This window comes from Microbulbifer mixtoriginis (SeqCode) (genome assembly GCF_052466715.1).
This window is the reverse complement of record NZ_CP174288.1, coordinates 1,249,855-1,268,525: the sequence shown is the minus strand read 5'-3', so window position 1 is coordinate 1,268,525 and position 18,671 is coordinate 1,249,855. Positions and strand designations below refer to the sequence as shown.

Below are 18,671 nucleotides of genomic sequence, written 5' to 3'. Positions count from 1 at the left end.
TGATTCCTTTTATATCTTCATGTTCGCAGTCAAAGTAACAAGGGTTTCATTAGGCAATTGTGTAAAATACGATTTTTTAGCGCCGCCAAAATACCTTACTGATGCACCCAGAGTCCAATCGCCCTTCATTTCATGGTTAATACCAGCAGTCAAAACCATGCCTCTATCGACAGGGGAATATAAAATATCCAATTTGGGATTGTAATTGTGATTAGATAAGCTCCAGTGCATCATCAGGTTATGGCGATTGCGTGCTTCGCTTAAAAAAGCTGCAGCAGAAGCATATCTGGTAGCATCCCATCCTTCCCCCTGTTCACTGTACCAGCTGGCATTGTCTGCAAGCCTTTGCCAATCGCGAGTATGCCACGCCCTGCTATCAAACCAGTATTCAGCGATGATCGTATGCCCTGCGGTATGGGTCCAGGTCATGCCCAACAGAGCCTGCCAGCCATCGCTCTGTTCTCCCTCTCGGGGTAAAGTGCCAGCTCCTGGAGAAGCGGGCTTTAGCCATTGACGATAACGCTGTTGGTAATGGCCTTCGCTATGTAATTCCCATGACTCCCCATAGGTCGTAACCCAGCTGGCGCCGATATTTAAGCCTCGCTGATCATCCAGATAACCGAGTAGTTGCCATTCACTCACACCTTTCAGCTGGTACCAACGTGCAGCCAAACCTCTCGGAAGCTCTTCATTAATCAGTTGACTAGCATTAGCATCTACCAACATCAGGCTCAGCTCTCCACTTTCTGTGAAGCGGCTGGCTGATACGACGGCAACGCCCTCATCAGCCCGCAGAGATACCGGGTTGCGCTCCATAGGCAGGAATAGATCCAAAGGTCTGTGAGCGTAGCTAACACCAAAATCCAGGCGACGCTTACCTGCAAGCAGGTCCCACCCGAAGCTATCCCCCTGCCAAAATAACTCTTCCACAACAAGTTCTGATTCCTCACCAGCGCCACTACCTGCCTCATGCAGCATGGAAACCTGTCCTTCCCAGTCCGATACCTGCAGCGCACCTTGTAATTTAACTTGGCGCTCATAACCTGACCCAGAATCGAAGATGGCACTTTTCGATTGATTCTTAGCGCTAACAGCCATTGCCAACTCCCACTGCTGAGTAAGTGACTGAGCATTGAGTTCACCCACCAAAGACATCATCAACAGCAGCCAAAAAGTATTCCTTTTCATCATCACCTCCAACTTGATAGAAGCAATTTAGCAACACGAGTTGTTGTCTCCAGCCCAAGTGATGAGTGGTCTCCATGATGGACAAGCCGTAGATGGTTGGGATAAATGGTGGATAGCGGCTAGTGCAGGCCAGCGAGTGACGAATAAAGCTGGCCAATTCACAGATCAGTAATGAGGCCACCATCATCAATTCTGAACAGCAACCAAAGTGATCGGTGGGCCATAACGCTCTATATCTAAACGCTCTGTCACCCAGTGCAAAAAGTCTCTCACTTCAGGCCATCAGAAGTGTTCCTCTAGGAACCCTCCTGTGCTCACCAAACCACAAAACAGGCACATAAGAAGTGAAAATTTTTAGCTTCCCGCGACGAAATCAATAAAAAATACTCTTTAAATCACAATTGGTGGAACCGTACCAGTTGATAGGAGTCCATCTTTTAACTCATTAAACACCGGCTATGACCTTATAGAGATAAATTGGGGGAACAATGCCTGGTCCACTTAAAACGTTTAGCGCTCTCACATTAACCGTAATTCTGGCCGCTTGTAGTGGAGGCTCTGGAGGCAGTAATAATTCTGATAATAATCAGCCTAATAATGAAACAAATGGCGGATCTAACACCGGCACAGATGCCGATAACAACAATGATAATGATGGGGGCAACACCGATACTGGCGACTACAGATTCAATCCTAGCACTCCGCTAAGTACATTGGTGGTAGGAACTAGTGAATATGCCCAGGGTACACTGCAATTAGAGGATACCGATAGTACCAGCCCCACCTTTCAGTCTGGGACTTATGCCGGAAAGTATGGTGACTTCAAACTATATGACAGCGGCAATTGGGAATACCAACTGAACAACAATGCCAACGATTTAAACAGCGGCGCCTCGGTAGAAGATACTATCGTTTTTTCTCTCAGTAACGGAGATCAGCTAAACATAACTTTTGCGATCCAAACGATTGAAGCCACCCAAAATAGTATCGTTTTTATATTGGTTAATTTTTCCGATGCCGCCGTAACGGATGATGTCAGCATCTCCCAGCTTGCGGATATGACATTCAACGCTACCGACTCCCTCGATAACACTTACAAAGAAAACTCACTGGGCCAGCTAAAGTTCCAGCGCCATCTCAGCAGCAATAATTCTCTAGCACAATATTGCTATGGTGAGGACAATAAAGAAGAAAGCTCTATTGACTGCTTTATATACAGCATCCCCGACAATCAAAACGGAGGGATTTTAAGTGTTCAAAATGCTCAGAACCGTGCCACAAGCTCTCAGGATGTGCAATATTCCGATGGAGGTTATACTTGGAGAGATAACGCAAGCCGCTGGGTAGAAAGCAATTTTGTCGATGCCAATAATCGCCCAGTAGACCTCAACGCATGGCGCCATCGAGTATTTATATTCCCAACCGCCGCTTACAATGCCGGGTTAGTTGGTACAGGGGTCGCGGCGGTCAATGGCCGCTGGAGTATCGTTACTGCAGATAGCGATCAACTAATTATGGGGCATGAACTGGGTCATAACATTGGTTTAGGCCATGCAGGCAATGATAACAACAACGATGGGGATACCAGCGACCGAGGGGAAAGTGAATATGGCGCTGCCGCAGCCTTCATGGGCAATAGCTGGCAGTCACGCTTATTTGGCAGCGCTCATAGGGACTTTATGGGTTGGTACAATAGCTTCCCTGGCTATTCCAAATCTGTTTCTAAGAGTATGGGGAATGCTTCAGAGGTTCAAATTCAGGCTATCGAACTTACCGCTGGCGAATTAAATGAAACAATGCCACAGATTATAAAGGTGGAGAGTAACGGTAGCAGCAATCGAGAAAATCACTATTTCGTGGAATATCATATTTCCCACCCCATTCTAAACCCTCGTTCACAGCAAGATAAGGCCGTTACTGTGCATTATCTGAAAGATGACACCGCCAACCAAGTGGCCACTCTTGAAGAGCCTGGCAGCAGCTTCACAGATTCGGCTGCTGGAGTCACCATAGAGTTTAAATCCAGAAGTGATGAAATGAATACCGCCACCATTTCAGTAAGCTATACAAATTAAAGAGAGAAATAGCAATGAGATACTTACTCACAATAATTTCTGCCTTGCTGTTAATTCCCACCGCCTCTGGCCAGGAAACTATAACGGGAGTACTGGAAGAAGAGGTATCAGAAAACTTTAAGACAGGAAAAATTGATCATCGCTTTTCCATCAAAGATGAAAACACAGGGCAGTATTATTTTATAGACGCCAAGGAAATCAAAAAAAATGGCATGAGATCTGGTGAACGAGTCAGAATACGAGGAGAAAAACAAGAGCGCCGGCGAATTAAAATCAAGGAAACCGAAAGAATTCTTCGAGGGGATAAATCCGAACAAATACCCACTTCTGCACCACAATAAAAAGCGCCCGCTACTTAGCGGGCACTTTAAAAACTAGGATACTAATCAAGGATGGGATCATCAATTACCATAGCGTTATCCAAGCCATAGTAATCAATTATCCACTCATAACTTTCATACACTTCATAGCGGTCTGGGAAAGCTTTGCCCACCACATCCCAGCGTTTACGAGATTTAGAATAACTTGATCCTTTGATCACACCATTGAAATTGAACTCGTCACCGTTATGGGGATTAGTCACAGTAGTGGTATAAGGGATTTCAACCTCGCTATTTTCTACCATCATATGTGCCACCAGTAGGCTATAAGCGGGTACACTCGCGGGCATCGCTTCCTTAACGGTTCTCTGATTACTAACCGTCGAAGTTTCTCCAACCGTAGTTGAGGCTGAAAAAGTTTCAGAAAAGTTGAACGTGATCGAGCCACTGTTTTCAACGGTACCCGGCACTCCAACCTTGTAACCCTCAGTCAAGCTCACGCCCGCAGTCACCGAGATACCGAGTGTATTGGTCCAGGTATCAGTTTCGCTCTTGCCATCCGTATACCAAACTTCGGTACTATCACTCTGAGTTACGCTAGAAAAATTCTCTAACAATCTTTCACCAAAGAAGGTTTTTGTATTCTCAGGGGTTTCCACAATTTGATCCCAGTGTATTTCAACCCCACTCTCAACCAGATCAAAACGGTCAGCCACACAAGGGTAAATACTCCAAATCTTGCTATCTCCTGCGGTACCAGCAAAACCCACAACTGAACGGGTACCAATACTTAGCTGATACTCTTGCCACTTATGCCAACCATTATTACTGCCAAAAGTTATCTCTCTAGTAGAGTTATTTGACATATCTTTTAAGTAAACACGGATACGAGAAATATTGCCATCGCGTTTCTTATAAAAACGCCAACCCTGGATATATTCCATATCTCCGAGGAGTTTGCGGAATCCTGAACCAGTCGTTTTACCCACCTCGTCATCATCAGCGTATAGATATTCAAGCTTTAAGCCTTTGATGCGCTCATCCCCGCTATAACTGGTAATAGCAGCTATTTTATCTCCCGGCACACGCTTGGTGGAATAGCTATCACACATGTCAAAGTCACTGCCATTACCACTCTTACCATAGGAGAATATTTCATCATATCGTAAGGTTCCGCCTTTATCTGCGGTATTAAAATAGAGATCCAATATATTGGTAGCTGCTAAAACTGGGGCAGAAAGAAAAAACCCGATCACCACTGTAAAGATATACCTCATGGCATTACCCTTTTATTAATTGTGCTATCAGTCTATCATTGTTAGTTACCTCATTACCTCTACCACCTGAGTACTTTCTCTTTTCGCACCTTCTTTAATTGCTTATTAAGGGGTTCCATCCTGTGTGAGATTCTTTTAAATCAGTGAATAGCTTTTATCGGTTATATTTATTGGAACACAAACTCAACAATCACCAGAAACTGCCCACCACCAGGGCAGTAGTAATCAGCAGTAATACTGAAAGTACACGATAATTGCGCCATAGGGGCTCACTGCGCAGCGCCTCGGTTTCCGCATCAAAGTCTTTGCGAGACCAAACAAACTGCCTAGCTTCCTCACTAATCTTTGCCGGGCTTATCAAGCTGGAAGCCACCAACACCATGGAGCAGAAAACAAAGAGGATTGGCGCTATATAAAGGAAATGTAAATTAGTCCAACCCAGCACCTCATTAGCGAGGAATAGAGTTACTCCTCCGGCAGTGCCCAAAACCAAAGTGGTCATTGCGCCCTTGGAGGTCGCTCCCCGCCAAAAAAAGCCAATTAGGAATAGAGCCAAAACAGGGGGTACGGCATAGGAAAGTACTTTTTGCAGATATTGGAACAGAGAACCAAAATTCTCTATCTGCGGCGCCCACAGCACAGCCAGAACCATAAAAATGAAGGTAACCAGTTGCCCCACGCGCATCAGCTGATGCTGGTTCAAAGATGGAAAACGCTGTCGCACGAAATCCATCGTCACCAATGTAGATGCAGAGTTCAGCGTGGAGTCAATCTGAGACATAAGGGCTGCAACAAAACCAGCCAAGACCAATCCCAAAATGCCCACAGGTAACAATTCAAATAGTAAGGTTGGATAAACCATGTCTGCCCGTTCTAGCTCGGGGAATAGGACAATCGCCATAGTGCCGGGCAGGACCATAATAAACAGCACCGGCAATTTCAGAAGACCGGCAAACAACGCTCCCCAGCGTCCGTGGTTAATATCTTTGGCGCTCAGCACCCGCTGTACCATGAATTGGTTGGTACACCAGAAATAGAACCCCAGTAAGGCCACTCCTGTAACCAACCCCAGCCAAGGCACACTGGGATCTCCGATTGGACGAATCAAACTCAATTGATGGGCGGATACCTGGGAAACCACATTCTCCCAGCCACCAGCGCGATCCAGAGCGAAGATACTGATCAGAATTGAGCCAAAAATCAGTAATAGAGCCTGGATAGTATCGGTGTAAATTACCGCAGCCAAACCGCCGGCAATCGTGTAAATACCTGCGATCACCGCCAAAATCGAAATGGTCACTGACATCGGCATTTCAGGAAAAATCAGCTTCATCACTAAGCCTCCGGCATAGAGGCTGCCGGCGGTATCCACCACGATATTCAGGAAAATTGTCAGACCGGAAAAGTAAGTCCTGGCGGTGCGATTAAAGCGCCGCTCCAGCATCTCGGGCATGGTGTAGATGCGGGAGCGAAGTATTGTCGGCAGATAAAAAATCGCGAAAAACACCAGGATGACAGCAGCCATCCACTCATAGTTGAAGACTGCTATGCCAGTGCTATAGGCATCGCCGGCCAAACCAATCAGAGTGGTGCTGGAGATATTGGAAGCGAACAGGGAAAGCCCTATCAGCGGCCAAACCATCTTTCGCCCAGCAAGGAAGTAGTCTTCAGCGGTGTCGTGGCGACGACTGAGATAGAGCCCCAGGCCAATTGTGAAAACGAAATAGACGACCAAAATGATCGCATCGATGGGGTGGAGACCAAAATCGACCGACATAACTTCCTCGTTCACCGCTAGCTGCGTATTTTTTATGGTTTGCGGAGCTTGCAAAAAATTAAATCACAGTGGTTTAATTAAGTAAAGTAAACCATCAAAATATCAATAAATCCTTTAAAATCAATCAGTTATGGAAAAAACCGTTCATCTCACTTTCATTGCTTACGCTAGGTAAACGCAATAAAATCCTATATGGACCTATTTGTCACAAATAGTCTCAGATCAAACTCTCGGATACGCGTTTTCTACAAAAGGGGCACAGAGATGGGTAAGGGAAGTAATTCCAGCGGCCTGCGTCGCTATAACGAACGGGTTTTGCTAACCGCGCTAAGGAAAACAGGTACCGCGTCCAAGTCCGACCTGGCGCGCCTCACCAACCTCACACCCCAGGCCGTTACACGCATCGTGGATGAATTGGAGAGTACTGGCATGGTTATGCGTGAGGGGCGCAGGCTTGGCGGCAAAGGCCAGCCTTCCATCATGTACACCATCAACCCCACCGGTGCTTACTCCATAGGCATTAAAGTTGGGCGGCGTAATGTTGAATTATTGTTAATGGATTTTGGCGGCAATATTTTGAAGAAAATATGCCAGGAATTTGAATGCCCTGAGCCCGACTTTCTTCTCAGAAATATAGACTCGGGTATCGATAATTTAAGTGCAGAATTAGTCAAAAAAGACCAATCCAAGCTCGTCGGCGTTGGTATCGCCATGCCCTGGTTTATCGGTGCCTGGACAAAAGAATTGGAAATGAGCGATACCCTGGCGAACGAATGGCGAGAAATTAACTTCGCAGAAGAGGTTTCCAAAGGCACCCACCTACCCGTCTTCTTTGAAAATGACTGCTCTGCTGCAGCAGTTGCCGAACTGCAATTCGGCAAAGGCACTGAAGTTTCCGATTTTCTTTATATCTTCGTTGGCACTTTTATCGGCGGCGGCCTGGTGCTTAATAGCAGCCTGGAGACTGGTGTACATGGCAACTCAGGCAACCTGGCCACCATGCCAGTCCCTGCCTCCAAGCTCAGTAGCACCCCAGAACCCGAAGGGGCCTTCGAGACCTTACTTAATCGAGCCTCACTATTTGGCTTGCGCCGACACCTGCGCGCCAACCAAATTAATATCAATGACTCTGCTGATTTATTGTCGGTGATGGATCAGGCCCGCCCACTCATACAGGAATGGCTGGACGACTGCGCTGATGCCCTGGTTTACGCCATTCTCTCCGCAGTCAGCGTACTGGACCTTGAGGCCGTTATTATCGATGCGCACCTCCCGCGATTCCTGCTGGAGGAGCTGGTGGAAATCATCTCCAGGCGAATGCAGCAAGCCGCCCCGTCCGGAGTTTTCAAGCCCCAGATAATGAGCGGTAAGATCGGTATTGATGCCATCGCGATTGGCGGTGCCATCCTGCCCTTTTACTCCAATTTTGCACCAGATAAGACCGTGCTGTTGAAGGGTGGAGTTCCTGAGCGGGTTCCGGTTTAACCTGAAATATAGCGGAAAAACAAGGCTCAACTAATTAGGCATTAAAACCGTATTGGTTCGTTTTACATAATCATAACAGTGAGGTGACCAGCGAGATGGCATTTAACCTAAAAGACAAATGGGTTTGGGATTTTTGGTTCGCCGTTGATGGCGATCAATACCATATGTTTTATCTACAAGCGGATAAATCCCTCGGCGATCCAGAGCTACGCCATTGGCATGTCTCGATCGGTCACGCCATTTCCACCGACCTGATTCATTGGGCCCCAACGCAAGACGCGATAAAACCCTCCCAATATCAAGAGGGTGACATCGATGAGGCTGCAGACTCCTACACAACCTGGACCGGCTGCGTACATAAAGAGGGCGACACCTGGTACATGTTTTACACTGGTACCAAACACACAGAAAAAGGGCTTATTCAGCGGGTCTGCCTGGCTACCTCCAAAGATCTTTTAAACTGGCAAAAATGTCCGGAAAATCCTCTGGTGGAGTTAGACCCCAAGTTTTATGACGGTCTAAACCTGGAATACTGGCATGATGCCTCCTGGCGTGACCCCTGGATTGTCAAAGATCCCGATCAAGCCCTTTATCATATGTATGTCACTGCCCGTTGTAATCAAGGCAGTCCCGACGGGCGTGGCGCAGTGGGTTATGCCAGCTCCACCGACCTCCTGCACTGGAAAGTTGGAGAACCCATACTGGCACCGGGCTGGTATGGAGAAATGGAAGTCCCGCAGATTGAAAAAATCCAGGGCCGCTACTATCTCTTCTGCTCTGTCTCCACTCAGTTTCACAGCCAAGCCCACCGCCATTCTATGAGCGGAAAACCACTTACCGGCACCAAGTATTTTGTCTCCGATGCCCTAAATGGGCCATACACCGTTATTGGTGATGGATTCCTCGGTGCTGACGAGCAGGGCAGCCTATATTCCGGTCGGGTGATACAGGGGCCAGACCAACACTGGTATCTGCTCGCCTTTAACCGCGACGATGCACAAGGCAATTTTATCGGCGGGATTTGTGATCCCAAGAAGATCGAATTTCTTGCGAATGGACAACTAAAATTGGCAGAGTAGCGATAGATGGCCAACGGCATCTTGCGAAAGTACCGGTGCCGTGCCGCCTGCCAAATATCCACCAGGGCCGAAGACTTCACCTAACCTGTAAGCAATCAATAGCTGAAAACTTCCCACTGATTGCAGTTTCTTTAGATATTTATCCCCTAGATCTCAGTAAAAACCCTTCCCTTTGCCCCACTCCCCACAAACCAAGCAAATTTTCTTCAGCACCCAAGCAGTACCCGGGCTCCTTCCATTGAAGAGTAACTCTCACTGATTGATTTAGTTACACTCTTAAAATCAATAGGCAAATTTCCCGAAAAATTCTATTGCCCACATTAAATCACAGTGGTTTAATAAATAAAAAATGGCCATCCCGCCATGCGAATCAAGAAAAAAGAAGAGCCCAACCTAAATGGGCCGCCAGCAAAAACTAATAACCATAAGTGATGATTGAGGAGAGCGTCGTGAAGGCAGAAGACTTTCAAGCCGATTGCAAATGGGTCAGAGGTTTTAAACCAAGTTCAATCGCCCTGGCGATAGCGGTGGCATCCAGTGTTAGCGCTGCGGTAACCGCCCAAGAGCAGTTGGAGATTGAGGAAGTCATCATTACCGCTACGGCCCGCCCCGTAACGAAAATGGAATCCAGCATCTCTGTTAGCGCCCTAGATACCGAAGAATTGTCTCACTACGCTCCCCGCTCAACCGCAGAAGTTTTCCGTAGCCTGCCAGGTATACGCGCTGAATCTTCTGGTGGTGGTGGCAATGCCAATATCACGGTAAGGGGAATTCCGCTTGCCACTGGTGGCTCCAAGTACATGCAGATCCACGAGGATGGGCTGCCAGTACTCGAATACGGCGATGTCAATTTCGGCAATACCGACAACTTTATTCGAGCCGATTCCTCCCTATCCCGCATTGAAAGTGTACGCGGTGGCTCCGCCTCCACCTTTGCCAGCAACTCCCCCGGCGGTGTGATCAACATGATCAGCAAGACCGGAGAAGAGGAAGGCGGGAATATAGGCCTCTCCTTTGGTGCAGATTACGATGAAACCCGCCTGAACTTCGGCTACGGGCACCACCTCAGCGATACCCTGCGGTTTTATGTAGGCGGCTTCCTGCGCGAGGGGGAAGGTGTTCGTGAAACCGGCTTTGATGGCGATTCCGGTGGCCAATTAAAGGCCAATCTCACCAAAGATTTTGACAACGGCTATGTGCGCCTTTACTACAAACACCTTGACGATCGGGTAACCACTTACCTACCCGGCCCGGTAACTTATAAAGGCAATGGAGAGTTCGGTACTGTAGCCAACTTCGATGCCAGCAGCCAGACCCTGCACTCAGACAATTACCGCGATATTTCTACTTTCGATGCCTATGGCAACCCGGCAAATCGGGATCTCAGCGACGGTATTGAATCCCTGGTAGAAGCCTATGGATTTGAGAGTCAATTTGAATTTGAGAATGGCTGGACCATTACTGACAAGTTCAGAATTTCTGATATAAGCGGTAGCTTTATCTCTCCATTTACTGACACCTTTGGCAATTACGGCCCACAATCCGCACAAGGTATGGCAGACCTGATCTGTGCCAATGCCGTTAGCGGAGAGGGTTCTGCAGTGGACTGTAGTGCAGGAACCACTGTGACCTACGCCAATGGCGAAGAAGTCGATGAATTAGCCTATCTGAACTTATTGTTCGATACAGAAATCCATGATCTGGGCTTGATCGTCAACGATTTCAAAGTCGACAAGCTCATTAATGACAATATTGTTGTTTCCGCAGGCTTTTACTATTCCAAGCAAAATATCAAGACCAGCTGGAATAGTTGGAATGCCCTAATCCAAAGCGTGGATGGCAGTGACTCCCAGAATCTAACTATCACAGCGAATGCCAACGGAGACCTACTAGTCGATGATGGCCTCTGGTCGGCAAGCTTCCTGTCCTATGCCTGGGATCTGGAATACGAGACCTACGCTCCTTATATGAACGTGTCTTTCGATGTTGGGGACTTCACCTTCGACGTCAGTGCACGCCACGATATGGTCAATGCAAAGGGCTCTCTGGTTTCCAGTTGCTGTGGTGGCGATACCGATTACGATATCAACGGAGATGGCATTATCAGCGATGTGGAAGATGCGAGCGCATCAGATGCCTTTGGTTTTACCGGTGGCATTATCACTCTGGCTAACGGTAATACTCAGCTAGTCGACTATGATGCAGATAACACCTCCTTCTCCCTTGGCGGCAACTATGCAATCAATGACAACATGGCGGTTTTTGCTCGTTACAGTGAAGGTGGCCGCGCAATTGCCGATCGCCTGCTGCAAATTAGCGGCGCTTTAAATAGTGATGGCAGCCTCAGCAACACCACCGATGGCTTTGATTCTGTTGACCAGCTAGAGATCGGTTACAAGTTTACCGCTGGTGATTTTGATATTTTTGCCACCTATTTCAATACCGTCACCGAAGAAACCAATGCGGAAATCACCAGCGGCCTAACTTTCGTACGCGAGTATGAAGCACAAGGTATAGAGCTGGAAGGCTCCTATATTTATGGCGATTTCTCGGTTAACGGCAACCTGACCTGGACGGATGCAGAAATCAGCAAAGATGCGAATAACCCATCGGTAGTCGGCAATACTCCCCGTCGTCAGGCAGATATCATTTACACCATTACCCCGCAGTATAATTTTGGTGACAGCCTAACCTTCGGCGCCAGCCTGCAGGGCTCTACTGAGTACTACGTTTCCGATTCCAACCAGCTGAAACAAGATGGTTATGTGTTGGTAAATCTGTTCGGCTCTTATTATGTTACTGAGGATCTCACCGTTTCCTTTAACGTAAACAACCTTACTGATGAATTTGTTGTAACTGAGGTTGAAGAGTCTTACGCAGAGGCGGGAGATATTGTTCGCGGCAGAGCCATCAGCGGCCGCTCCACCAGTGTCAGCTTCAATTACGCTTTTTGATCGTTGTCCTCCCTACTCCAGTAAGTCGTTTGCAGCCCGTTTAGGGCCGCTTGCAAACACCGGGTGTCCAGCCTCCCCGTTGGCACCCGGTCTTTTTCTTCAACGAGAAACTTACTGCAGTCACTCCTCCAGTGGAGTAGCCTGTTAAAATTAACCGACCAAATATTTCTTTAAATAGAATACCCAGCCAGTGGAGCGAATTAGGATGGAAGTGCAAGGCAACGCAGTAAATACCTTGCTTGGAGGCATAGAAGCCGGCGGCACAAAATTTAATTGTGCAATTGCCACAAATCCCGATGATGTCTGGGAGAGGGCTAGCTTCCCAACCACCACACCGGAAGAAACCCTCGGTCAGGTCATTGAATTTTTCCAGGCCGGTGTCCAACGCCATGGCCCTATTTCCACACTGGGTGTCGCAAGTTTCGGTCCGGTAGATTTGAACCCGCAATCGAGCCAGTACGGGTTTATCACTAACACCCCTAAAAATGGATGGTCCAATACCAACCTGGCCGGTCAGTTACAGGGGGCACTCTCTATTCCTGTAGCTTTCGACACTGATGTGAATGGCGCGGCGCTGGGAGAGCACCTGTGCGGCGCCGCTGTGGGTGTAAAGAATTTTGTCTACGTCACCATCGGCACCGGTATCGGCGCCGGGGTAATGGTAGATAGCAAACTAGTCAACGGCGCCATGCACCCGGAAATCGGCCATATGTTAATGCCACAGGATCGACGAAGAGACCCCTACCCAGGCCACTGCCCATTCCATGGCAATTGTCTGGAAGGCCTTGCCTGCGGCCCCGCTATTGAAGACCGCTGGGGCCTGCGCGGCCAGAGTATGGACAGTGACCATCCAGCCTGGGATCTACAGGCGGAATACCTAGCTACCATGTGTATAAACCTGACTAGCTGCTACTCACCGGAACGAATTATTCTCGGTGGCGGCGTTATGGAACAAACACACCTGTTCCCACGCATTCGCCATAAGTTTCTCGACCTGGCAGGTGGTTATTTCCCCCAGGTATCCCAGGGCAATATCCGCTCTTTTATAGTCCCACCAAAACTCGCCGGCCGCTCTGGCGAGGTCGGCTCTCTGCGTATGGCCCAGGCACTTTGCTCCAACTGTTAGATAACCAAATCCTCCCTCACAGGATGTGGAAGCGCCAGGGGAGTATTCCTGGCGCCACTCCACCCGCCAAACTGCGTCCCACAACTCCCTTTCCAACTTATATACTCATCTTTGCGACTGTTGGCACAGCGCAAGGTAGCTAGTTTCGTATCCGATCTGATAGGCTTGTCAGTCTTGACCGCCTTAGGACGCGGCTGAGCACACTTAAGCGTGGCTCATTAAGGGATAAAGATGAAAATAATTAAAATATTGTTTATAGGCTTAATGGTTTTGGCCACTCAGTTTGTGCAAGCCGGCACCGCTGAACCCACAACATTTACCCGCCAGGGCATTCTCTCTTACAACTTTCATTCCGACTTACTGGGGCGTGGATTTGTAATTGATGTGCTACTGCCCCTCTCCTTTAACCCGGAAGACAATACCCGGTATCCGGTCATATATATGACCGACGGGTATATGAATTTCCCTATGGTGGCACCGAACCTGATCCACGAACAGGTACCCGATGAGCAAGGCAATACCAAGCTACCACCAGTGATTTTGGTGGGTATCTCACACCCTCTAGACAGTTCTAACTTCACCTTACGTTTAACGGATTTTACTCCAGTACCTGGAGAGATTAGGGGGAATACTCTGGGTGGTGGCGCCAACCAATTTCTGGCGTTTTTGGAGAACGAACTCAAGCCTTTTATCAATAATTCTTTCAAGGGAGATGAAAGCGACGAAACACTGGCTGGCCACTCCCTCGGCGGGCTCCTAGCCCTCCACGCCCTCTTCAATCACACCGATAGCTTCGACCGCTATGTGATCGGTAGCCCCAGCATCTGGTGGGCCGATAAGCAAATTCTAGAAAGTGAACTCGCCTACGCTGAACGCCAAACCGATTTACCCAAGAGCGTATATATGTTTATCGGTGGGGAAGAAATCTGCTTAGAAGAAGGGGAAGTTTGCGGCGTTCAAGATTTTAGGGACCTAGCCCAGCGACTCAAGTCCCGAGATTATGAAAATTTGACTCTACGCAAGCGAGTCATCAAGGGTGAAAACCACGATACCGTAGTTAATCCAGGTTACGATAAAGGGATAGAACAGGTTTTTAAAAGCAAAGTGCTACCACGAAAGTATTCGTTTTAATCGAACTTTCCGGCCCTAGAGCAGAGAAACGCTACAGGGCCCTGACTACTACTCGCCTGGCTTGCTATCCATTACTCATACGCGCCACTAATACACTCCTCGTCCTCTAAAAAGACCAACATAGTCTTCCCCAGACTTTCTGCTGCGTCCATAAAAGGCAAGTGATGGCTATCTTTTAGTACCGAGAAACATTTACTCCCTTTATACCTTTTATAATCTGCCTTTACCTGTAAAGGCGTGGTAATGGAATCATTCTCACCGACAACGAATAGAGCTGGTATCTGTAAATGATCGATAGCTCCATTAACGCTCATCGCCTGAAGCTCATCGTTCATCTTCTCGGCTAAGCTTCCACGCCGCTCCTGCCATCCAGGGAACTCTTCATCAATTTTTTCAGCGGCTAAAAAACCTCGAATATCAACTCCGTTCGCGATACCACCATTCGCTCGACTCGCCCACTTGGATAGCAGCAAATAATGCTCAGAGGGAGAGTCTTGATATTTCTTCAACTCCTGTATGGCTAACTGATTGCCTTCCCTTTCCGCCCATTTCAGAGTTGCTTCAAAGCTGGTTGTTGCCTGCTTCTGCGCATTCTGGAAGGAAGAGATAAACACCAACCTCTCCAATGTCTCAGGATGCTCACTCGCATAGAGAGCTGCAAGCCCCCCGCCCCAAGAGTGACCAACTAAGGTAACCTTATCTTTCTTATAATGCGTTTTTAAAAAAGAAATCACATTGTGCACATCTTGAATATTGTTCTTTATCGTTAATGTGTCTTCGCTCACCTCTAGAGACTTGCCGGCCCCTCTTTGATGAAGATAAGCCACTAAATACCTTTCTTCGAGTGCCCGCCCAACAATTACTTGAAATGGAACCAACCCCAACTCCACATCTCCCGGGCCGCCATGTAGAAATAGGATTAATGGTTTAGAAGGGTCACTACCAGACACCTCTAGGTGCAGCTTTGCACTACCACTTAGCACCTCCCCTTTATAATTGACTTGATTAGCAAATACCCCACCAGACAAAAAAACAAAAATAAAACTGACAGGGAGAAATCTTAACCATAATGGATTTAACATATGTTCACCGATTTAAGATTTAAAACATTAATAAGATTCCTCACTATCAAACACAAAAGTCCGATAATATTAATAGAAAGTTATCAGGATTCAAACTTAAAGGAACTTATATTACAAACACACTAAGAAATACAAACCTTGAGACGAGATGGGGGTAAGACAGGGCAAAGTAACATTCAATAGGAATTCTTCGCTTCATATATAAGAAGAGCGCCATTTCTCTTTACCAATCTTAACCTTCTCACTGTATCGCGACACCTCATGAGAAATGCTCATGAAGTCAGGATATTACGACCCAACTGAAGGCAGAGGAAGAATTTACACAAGAGGGCATCAGCAAAAGGAGTATTTGTGGAGTAGGGATAATCCAATATAAGGGGGGATAAGAGAACTGAAAAAGTGTTTTGAGCCAAGCAACTAGAGGGTACTCTACCTATCACACGATCATTTTAAAAGGCCGCATAATAAATACGACCACCTAATACAAGCTACTTACATCGCAAAGCGGGCAAACGCGCCCCTAAGAGCAGCTACTTACCAATGTTGTACCAAGCAAAAGCGGGGCTGCTCTAGCTAGAGGACATCACCAGTTTTCAAACTACAAAAACCTTTACAGAACACGCAATGAAATAATCTCACAGGTCTTAAAGGCGCTGCTTCCACTCCAAAGGCTGTCAGTATCACCAACAATACGCACTGTAGATTTGGCATGGAGTGACGCCAAGATAGAAGCCACCGAGTTTTTCTGGCCTACGCTCTCTTCCGACTTTATCCAATACTGATTACAACTCTCAGTTTCAGCGTCCAATTTCACGACCACTTCGCCATCTCTTGAGGAAGCACTCGAAAACACCTCGATATAGCGCACTGTGGATTCGTTAGCATCCCCTACAGCCAGCACATCACCCGATAAGAGTATCAGAGCCAAGCCTTGAGCTTTTAAAGATTTCATCTATACCTCGAAAAAATAGCAATTCACAACAACTGGTCAGCAGCTTGCTATTATAATATTCCTGTCAAATACCGTATAGGTTAGCTATCAACCTTGTTGTTCTTGAATTTCAAGATCAATTATCAACCAACCCACTCCAAGTACGGTTAGTTAGCTGCAAAGCTTGCAGCAATATGGCGCTCCCAAACTGCTCCTTTAGAGCAGCTCTTAACTTAACCTTATCTTTTAGCTTAAAAAAATATCGAAAGGGCAGGATAAGAGATTGAGGATATCCAGCCCCAGAAGATATGCTTATCAAAAACTACATATTTTACTGAGGTAAGTAATTTAGTATAATTCCAAAATTATATTGCAATGAAAACCACTCACATCCAAGATGAAAAAACTATTCGCCTTACTGTTTATTGTTTTACCCACCTCATGCCTGGCCGAATTTGTCTTTACAGGAAAGTTAAGTCAGATTCATACAGGCCCACAGTATCAAGGTAGAATTTTTGTTGAAGTTCAGGGAACCCCTTCTGGAGAGGTATCTTGCTCAGAGAATACGAACTTTAGCTTTTCATTTGATGGCACAGACGAAGAAGGCAAAGTATACCTAAGCTTACTGTTAAGTGCTCTCACCGCCCAGCAGACTGTCACTTTGAAAAGTACTGAAACCTGCACTTATAGCAAGGTTGCAGACCTGAGAAACCTCTCTGTTATGCCATAGAGAATATATAGCCATCGATTTTCCGTTTAACTTTTTAAAGTAGGTCGAGCTTAAAGCAATACAATCTACCCACTAAACAAACTGGCATTCAACTCGATCTCTCATATTTTGAATGCCGGTTTATATGCGCAAGGGAATGAAATCAAATAAAAAATAGATCGTCCCATTCTACTAACTCAAAGCCTCGACCGTTAACAAACTCAGAATCATTCAGATCGATTATGTTCTGGGCAAGACAAATGTACCGGAAAACACGGTAGCATCATTAATTTTTTACTCAGGAAACATAACTGAAGACAACAGTATTTTGGAGCCTGTGCTATTGCATTCATAATAGCTAAAGCTAACCGCTTCCTTTGCCATATACGCAGACAGTAAGAATGAGAGCTTTGTATCAAATAGTTTTGTATCCTCAACAGTAAGATGGAAATCCACATTACTTTTACAGTTTATTTCTGAGCTGGTATTGGTGAAATTTTGCAATCTAATTTCAACTCCAGCATCGTGGACTTTCATATAGGAAATTTTGGAATAGGGAGTCCATTCGGCCCTACTCAGAGGAGACGCCAACAAAAGAAATACAGCCAATAATCTCAAAAAACCATTCATTAATAATTCCCCATATACAAATCATAAACCAAGGAGTTCCACCAAAAATATCGTGACTTTTTAGAACTTGAATTAATCAAAAAGAAAATGTCATCACTCTATATTTAAAAGAAGGCCTGAAATCAGAATTTTTCAGGCCTTACTATTCTTTCATTTAAGCCGAAAGCAAAACTGTTAGGCTCTGCTCTATAACAATCCTCAAAAACCCATTACGGTCCAAGAATCCACCACCGGCCAAAAATCCAACCCTAACTTAGGGGCTCCACTACTAGACCACAACAAACAATTTTGCGATCCATTTTTAAACTCAATACAAAGATAGTCACCCATACCATTCTCATAAAGAGCTAATGTTTTACTCAAATCTACAGGGCTTTTGCCAATGGTGTCTAAAATACCCCACTCCTCACTTTCTAAGAGGAAAAAGTCTTCAACAGGTGATAACCCCATAGATCCAGAGGGTAAGTATCTCCAACCATTATGCAACTCATAAAAGCTCTTTAGACTACTTGGCAAATCATTCCAAAACACCAAAACCTCTGGATTTATTTTTTTAAATTTGGGGTTACGTCCCTCGTAGTAAAGTATTCTTTCTGAGTCGTTAGCTTTCACGCCATACAAGAGAGAATAGCCAGCAAAACTTCCAAATTCAGAATGCAGTAGATCAATGCTCACCAGGTTATCACGCAAATATTCTAAAACTTGCTCAAACTCTGCCTTAAATTCATTCCAATAAGAAAGTGTAACAGCAACTCTATCACTAGACTTTCTAGACAATATATCAAGCCAGCTATCAGGCAACTTCTCCTTCTCAAGACTATCCAGCTGTCCCAACTCTACAATCTTAGGATTTCTCACGTATCCACTTAAAAAACTAACTAAATCAGTATTACTCATCGAATAAACT

The 18,671-nt window shown here is 46.3% G+C and carries 15 protein-coding genes; 8 read left to right on the top strand and 7 right to left on the bottom strand.

What is annotated here, in order from left to right; genetic code table 11:
* Positions 1 to 9: 9 nt before the first annotated feature.
* Positions 10 to 1,188 (bottom strand): TonB-dependent receptor, encoded by a 1,179-nt coding sequence (locus ACJJH9_RS05690; RefSeq protein WP_444924605.1) that lies wholly within the window; start codon positions 1,186 to 1,188, stop codon positions 10 to 12.
* A complete protein-coding gene (locus ACJJH9_RS05685; protein WP_444924604.1) occupies positions 1,139 to 1,372 on the bottom strand; it encodes a hypothetical protein in 234 nt (77 codons plus the stop codon). Before ACJJH9_RS05685 ends, ACJJH9_RS05690 begins: the two co-directional genes overlap by 50 nt.
* Positions 1,373 to 1,676: 304 nt before the next feature.
* Between ACJJH9_RS05685 and ACJJH9_RS05680 the strand changes: the two genes are divergently transcribed.
* Together ACJJH9_RS05680 and ACJJH9_RS05675 are read left to right on the top strand one after the other, a co-directional pair.
* Positions 1,677 to 3,263: a VCBS domain-containing protein gene (locus tag ACJJH9_RS05680; RefSeq protein ID WP_444924603.1), complete on the top strand. Its 1,587-nt coding sequence runs from the start codon at positions 1,677 to 1,679 to the stop codon at positions 3,261 to 3,263.
* Positions 3,264 to 3,277: 14 nt separating this feature from the next.
* A complete protein-coding gene (locus tag ACJJH9_RS05675; RefSeq protein ID WP_444924602.1) occupies positions 3,278 to 3,604 on the top strand; it encodes a hypothetical protein in 327 nt (108 codons plus the stop codon).
* A gap of 41 nt (positions 3,605 to 3,645) precedes the next feature.
* Here the strand turns inward: ACJJH9_RS05675 and ACJJH9_RS05670 are convergent, their stop codons facing one another.
* Positions 3,646 to 4,860 (bottom strand): hypothetical protein, encoded by a 1,215-nt coding sequence (locus ACJJH9_RS05670; RefSeq protein WP_444924601.1) that lies wholly within the window; start codon positions 4,858 to 4,860, stop codon positions 3,646 to 3,648.
* A 190-nt stretch (positions 4,861 to 5,050) separates the two neighbouring features.
* Positions 5,051 to 6,652, bottom strand: coding sequence for a sodium:solute symporter (locus ACJJH9_RS05665; RefSeq protein ID WP_444924600.1), 1,602 nt, complete (start codon positions 6,650 to 6,652; stop codon positions 5,051 to 5,053).
* 249 nt (positions 6,653 to 6,901) lie between these two features.
* Between ACJJH9_RS05665 and ACJJH9_RS05660 the strand changes: the two genes are divergently transcribed.
* The 5 genes from ACJJH9_RS05660 to ACJJH9_RS05640 all read left to right on the top strand — a co-directional run bounded on the left by ACJJH9_RS05660 (position 6,902) and on the right by ACJJH9_RS05640 (position 14,412).
* A complete protein-coding gene (locus ACJJH9_RS05660; protein WP_444924599.1) occupies positions 6,902 to 8,122 on the top strand; it encodes an ROK family protein in 1,221 nt (406 codons plus the stop codon).
* Positions 8,123 to 8,217: 95 nt separating this feature from the next.
* A complete protein-coding gene (locus tag ACJJH9_RS05655; protein WP_444924598.1) occupies positions 8,218 to 9,201 on the top strand; it encodes a glycoside hydrolase family protein in 984 nt (327 codons plus the stop codon).
* 449 nt (positions 9,202 to 9,650) lie between these two features.
* A complete protein-coding gene (locus ACJJH9_RS05650) occupies positions 9,651 to 12,155 on the top strand; it encodes a TonB-dependent receptor (protein ID WP_444924597.1) in 2,505 nt (834 codons plus the stop codon).
* Between the two features lie 205 nt (positions 12,156 to 12,360).
* Entirely contained in the window at positions 12,361 to 13,281 is a 921-nt protein-coding gene (locus ACJJH9_RS05645; RefSeq protein ID WP_444924596.1) for an ROK family protein, read from the top strand.
* Positions 13,282 to 13,512: 231 nt separating this feature from the next.
* Positions 13,513 to 14,412, top strand: a complete 900-nt coding sequence (locus ACJJH9_RS05640) for an alpha/beta hydrolase (RefSeq protein WP_444924595.1) — start codon at positions 13,513 to 13,515, stop codon at positions 14,410 to 14,412.
* 71 nt (positions 14,413 to 14,483) lie between these two features.
* On the opposite strand, the gene ACJJH9_RS05635 is transcribed toward ACJJH9_RS05640, so the two are convergent.
* Complete coding sequence (locus ACJJH9_RS05635) at positions 14,484 to 15,494, bottom strand: alpha/beta fold hydrolase (RefSeq protein WP_444924594.1); 1,011 nt, start codon at positions 15,492 to 15,494, stop codon at positions 14,484 to 14,486.
* A 610-nt stretch (positions 15,495 to 16,104) separates the two neighbouring features.
* On the bottom strand, positions 16,105 to 16,446 hold the full coding sequence (locus ACJJH9_RS05630) for a hypothetical protein (RefSeq protein WP_444924593.1): 342 nt from the start codon (positions 16,444 to 16,446) through the stop codon (positions 16,105 to 16,107).
* A 376-nt stretch (positions 16,447 to 16,822) separates the two neighbouring features.
* Here ACJJH9_RS05630 and ACJJH9_RS05625 point away from each other — a divergent pair, with 376 nt between their 5' ends.
* Entirely contained in the window at positions 16,823 to 17,155 is a 333-nt protein-coding gene (locus ACJJH9_RS05625; protein WP_444924592.1) for a hypothetical protein, read from the top strand.
* Positions 17,156 to 17,962: 807 nt separating this feature from the next.
* Here the strand turns inward: ACJJH9_RS05625 and ACJJH9_RS05620 are convergent.
* Positions 17,963 to 18,661 carry an SMI1/KNR4 family protein gene (locus ACJJH9_RS05620; protein WP_444924591.1) on the bottom strand — a complete coding sequence of 233 codons (699 nt, stop codon included), beginning with the start codon at positions 18,659 to 18,661 and terminating at the stop codon, positions 17,963 to 17,965.
* Positions 18,662 to 18,671: the final 10 nt, after the last annotated feature.

Excerpts from the sequence above, each read along its gene's own strand:
- ACJJH9_RS05690 (WP_444924605.1), bottom strand. The coding sequence starts at position 1,188 with ATGAAAAGGAATACTTTTTGGCTGCTGTTGATGATGTCTTTGGTGGGT.
- ACJJH9_RS05685 (WP_444924604.1), bottom strand. The coding sequence starts at position 1,372 with ATGGTGGCCTCATTACTGATCTGTGAATTGGCCAGCTTTATTCGTCAC.
- ACJJH9_RS05680 (WP_444924603.1), top strand. The coding sequence starts at position 1,677 with ATGCCTGGTCCACTTAAAACGTTTAGCGCTCTCACATTAACCGTAATT.
- ACJJH9_RS05675 (WP_444924602.1), top strand. The coding sequence starts at position 3,278 with ATGAGATACTTACTCACAATAATTTCTGCCTTGCTGTTAATTCCCACC.
- ACJJH9_RS05670 (WP_444924601.1), bottom strand. The coding sequence starts at position 4,860 with ATGAGGTATATCTTTACAGTGGTGATCGGGTTTTTTCTTTCTGCCCCA.
- ACJJH9_RS05660 (WP_444924599.1), top strand. The coding sequence starts at position 6,902 with ATGGGTAAGGGAAGTAATTCCAGCGGCCTGCGTCGCTATAACGAACGG.
- ACJJH9_RS05655 (WP_444924598.1), top strand. The coding sequence starts at position 8,218 with ATGGCATTTAACCTAAAAGACAAATGGGTTTGGGATTTTTGGTTCGCC.
- ACJJH9_RS05645 (WP_444924596.1), top strand. The coding sequence starts at position 12,361 with ATGGAAGTGCAAGGCAACGCAGTAAATACCTTGCTTGGAGGCATAGAA.
- ACJJH9_RS05640 (WP_444924595.1), top strand. The coding sequence starts at position 13,513 with ATGAAAATAATTAAAATATTGTTTATAGGCTTAATGGTTTTGGCCACT.
- ACJJH9_RS05635 (WP_444924594.1), bottom strand. The coding sequence starts at position 15,494 with ATGTTAAATCCATTATGGTTAAGATTTCTCCCTGTCAGTTTTATTTTT.
- ACJJH9_RS05630 (WP_444924593.1), bottom strand. The coding sequence starts at position 16,446 with ATGAAATCTTTAAAAGCTCAAGGCTTGGCTCTGATACTCTTATCGGGT.
- ACJJH9_RS05625 (WP_444924592.1), top strand. The coding sequence starts at position 16,823 with ATGAAAAAACTATTCGCCTTACTGTTTATTGTTTTACCCACCTCATGC.
- ACJJH9_RS05620 (WP_444924591.1), bottom strand. The coding sequence starts at position 18,661 with ATGAGTAATACTGATTTAGTTAGTTTTTTAAGTGGATACGTGAGAAAT.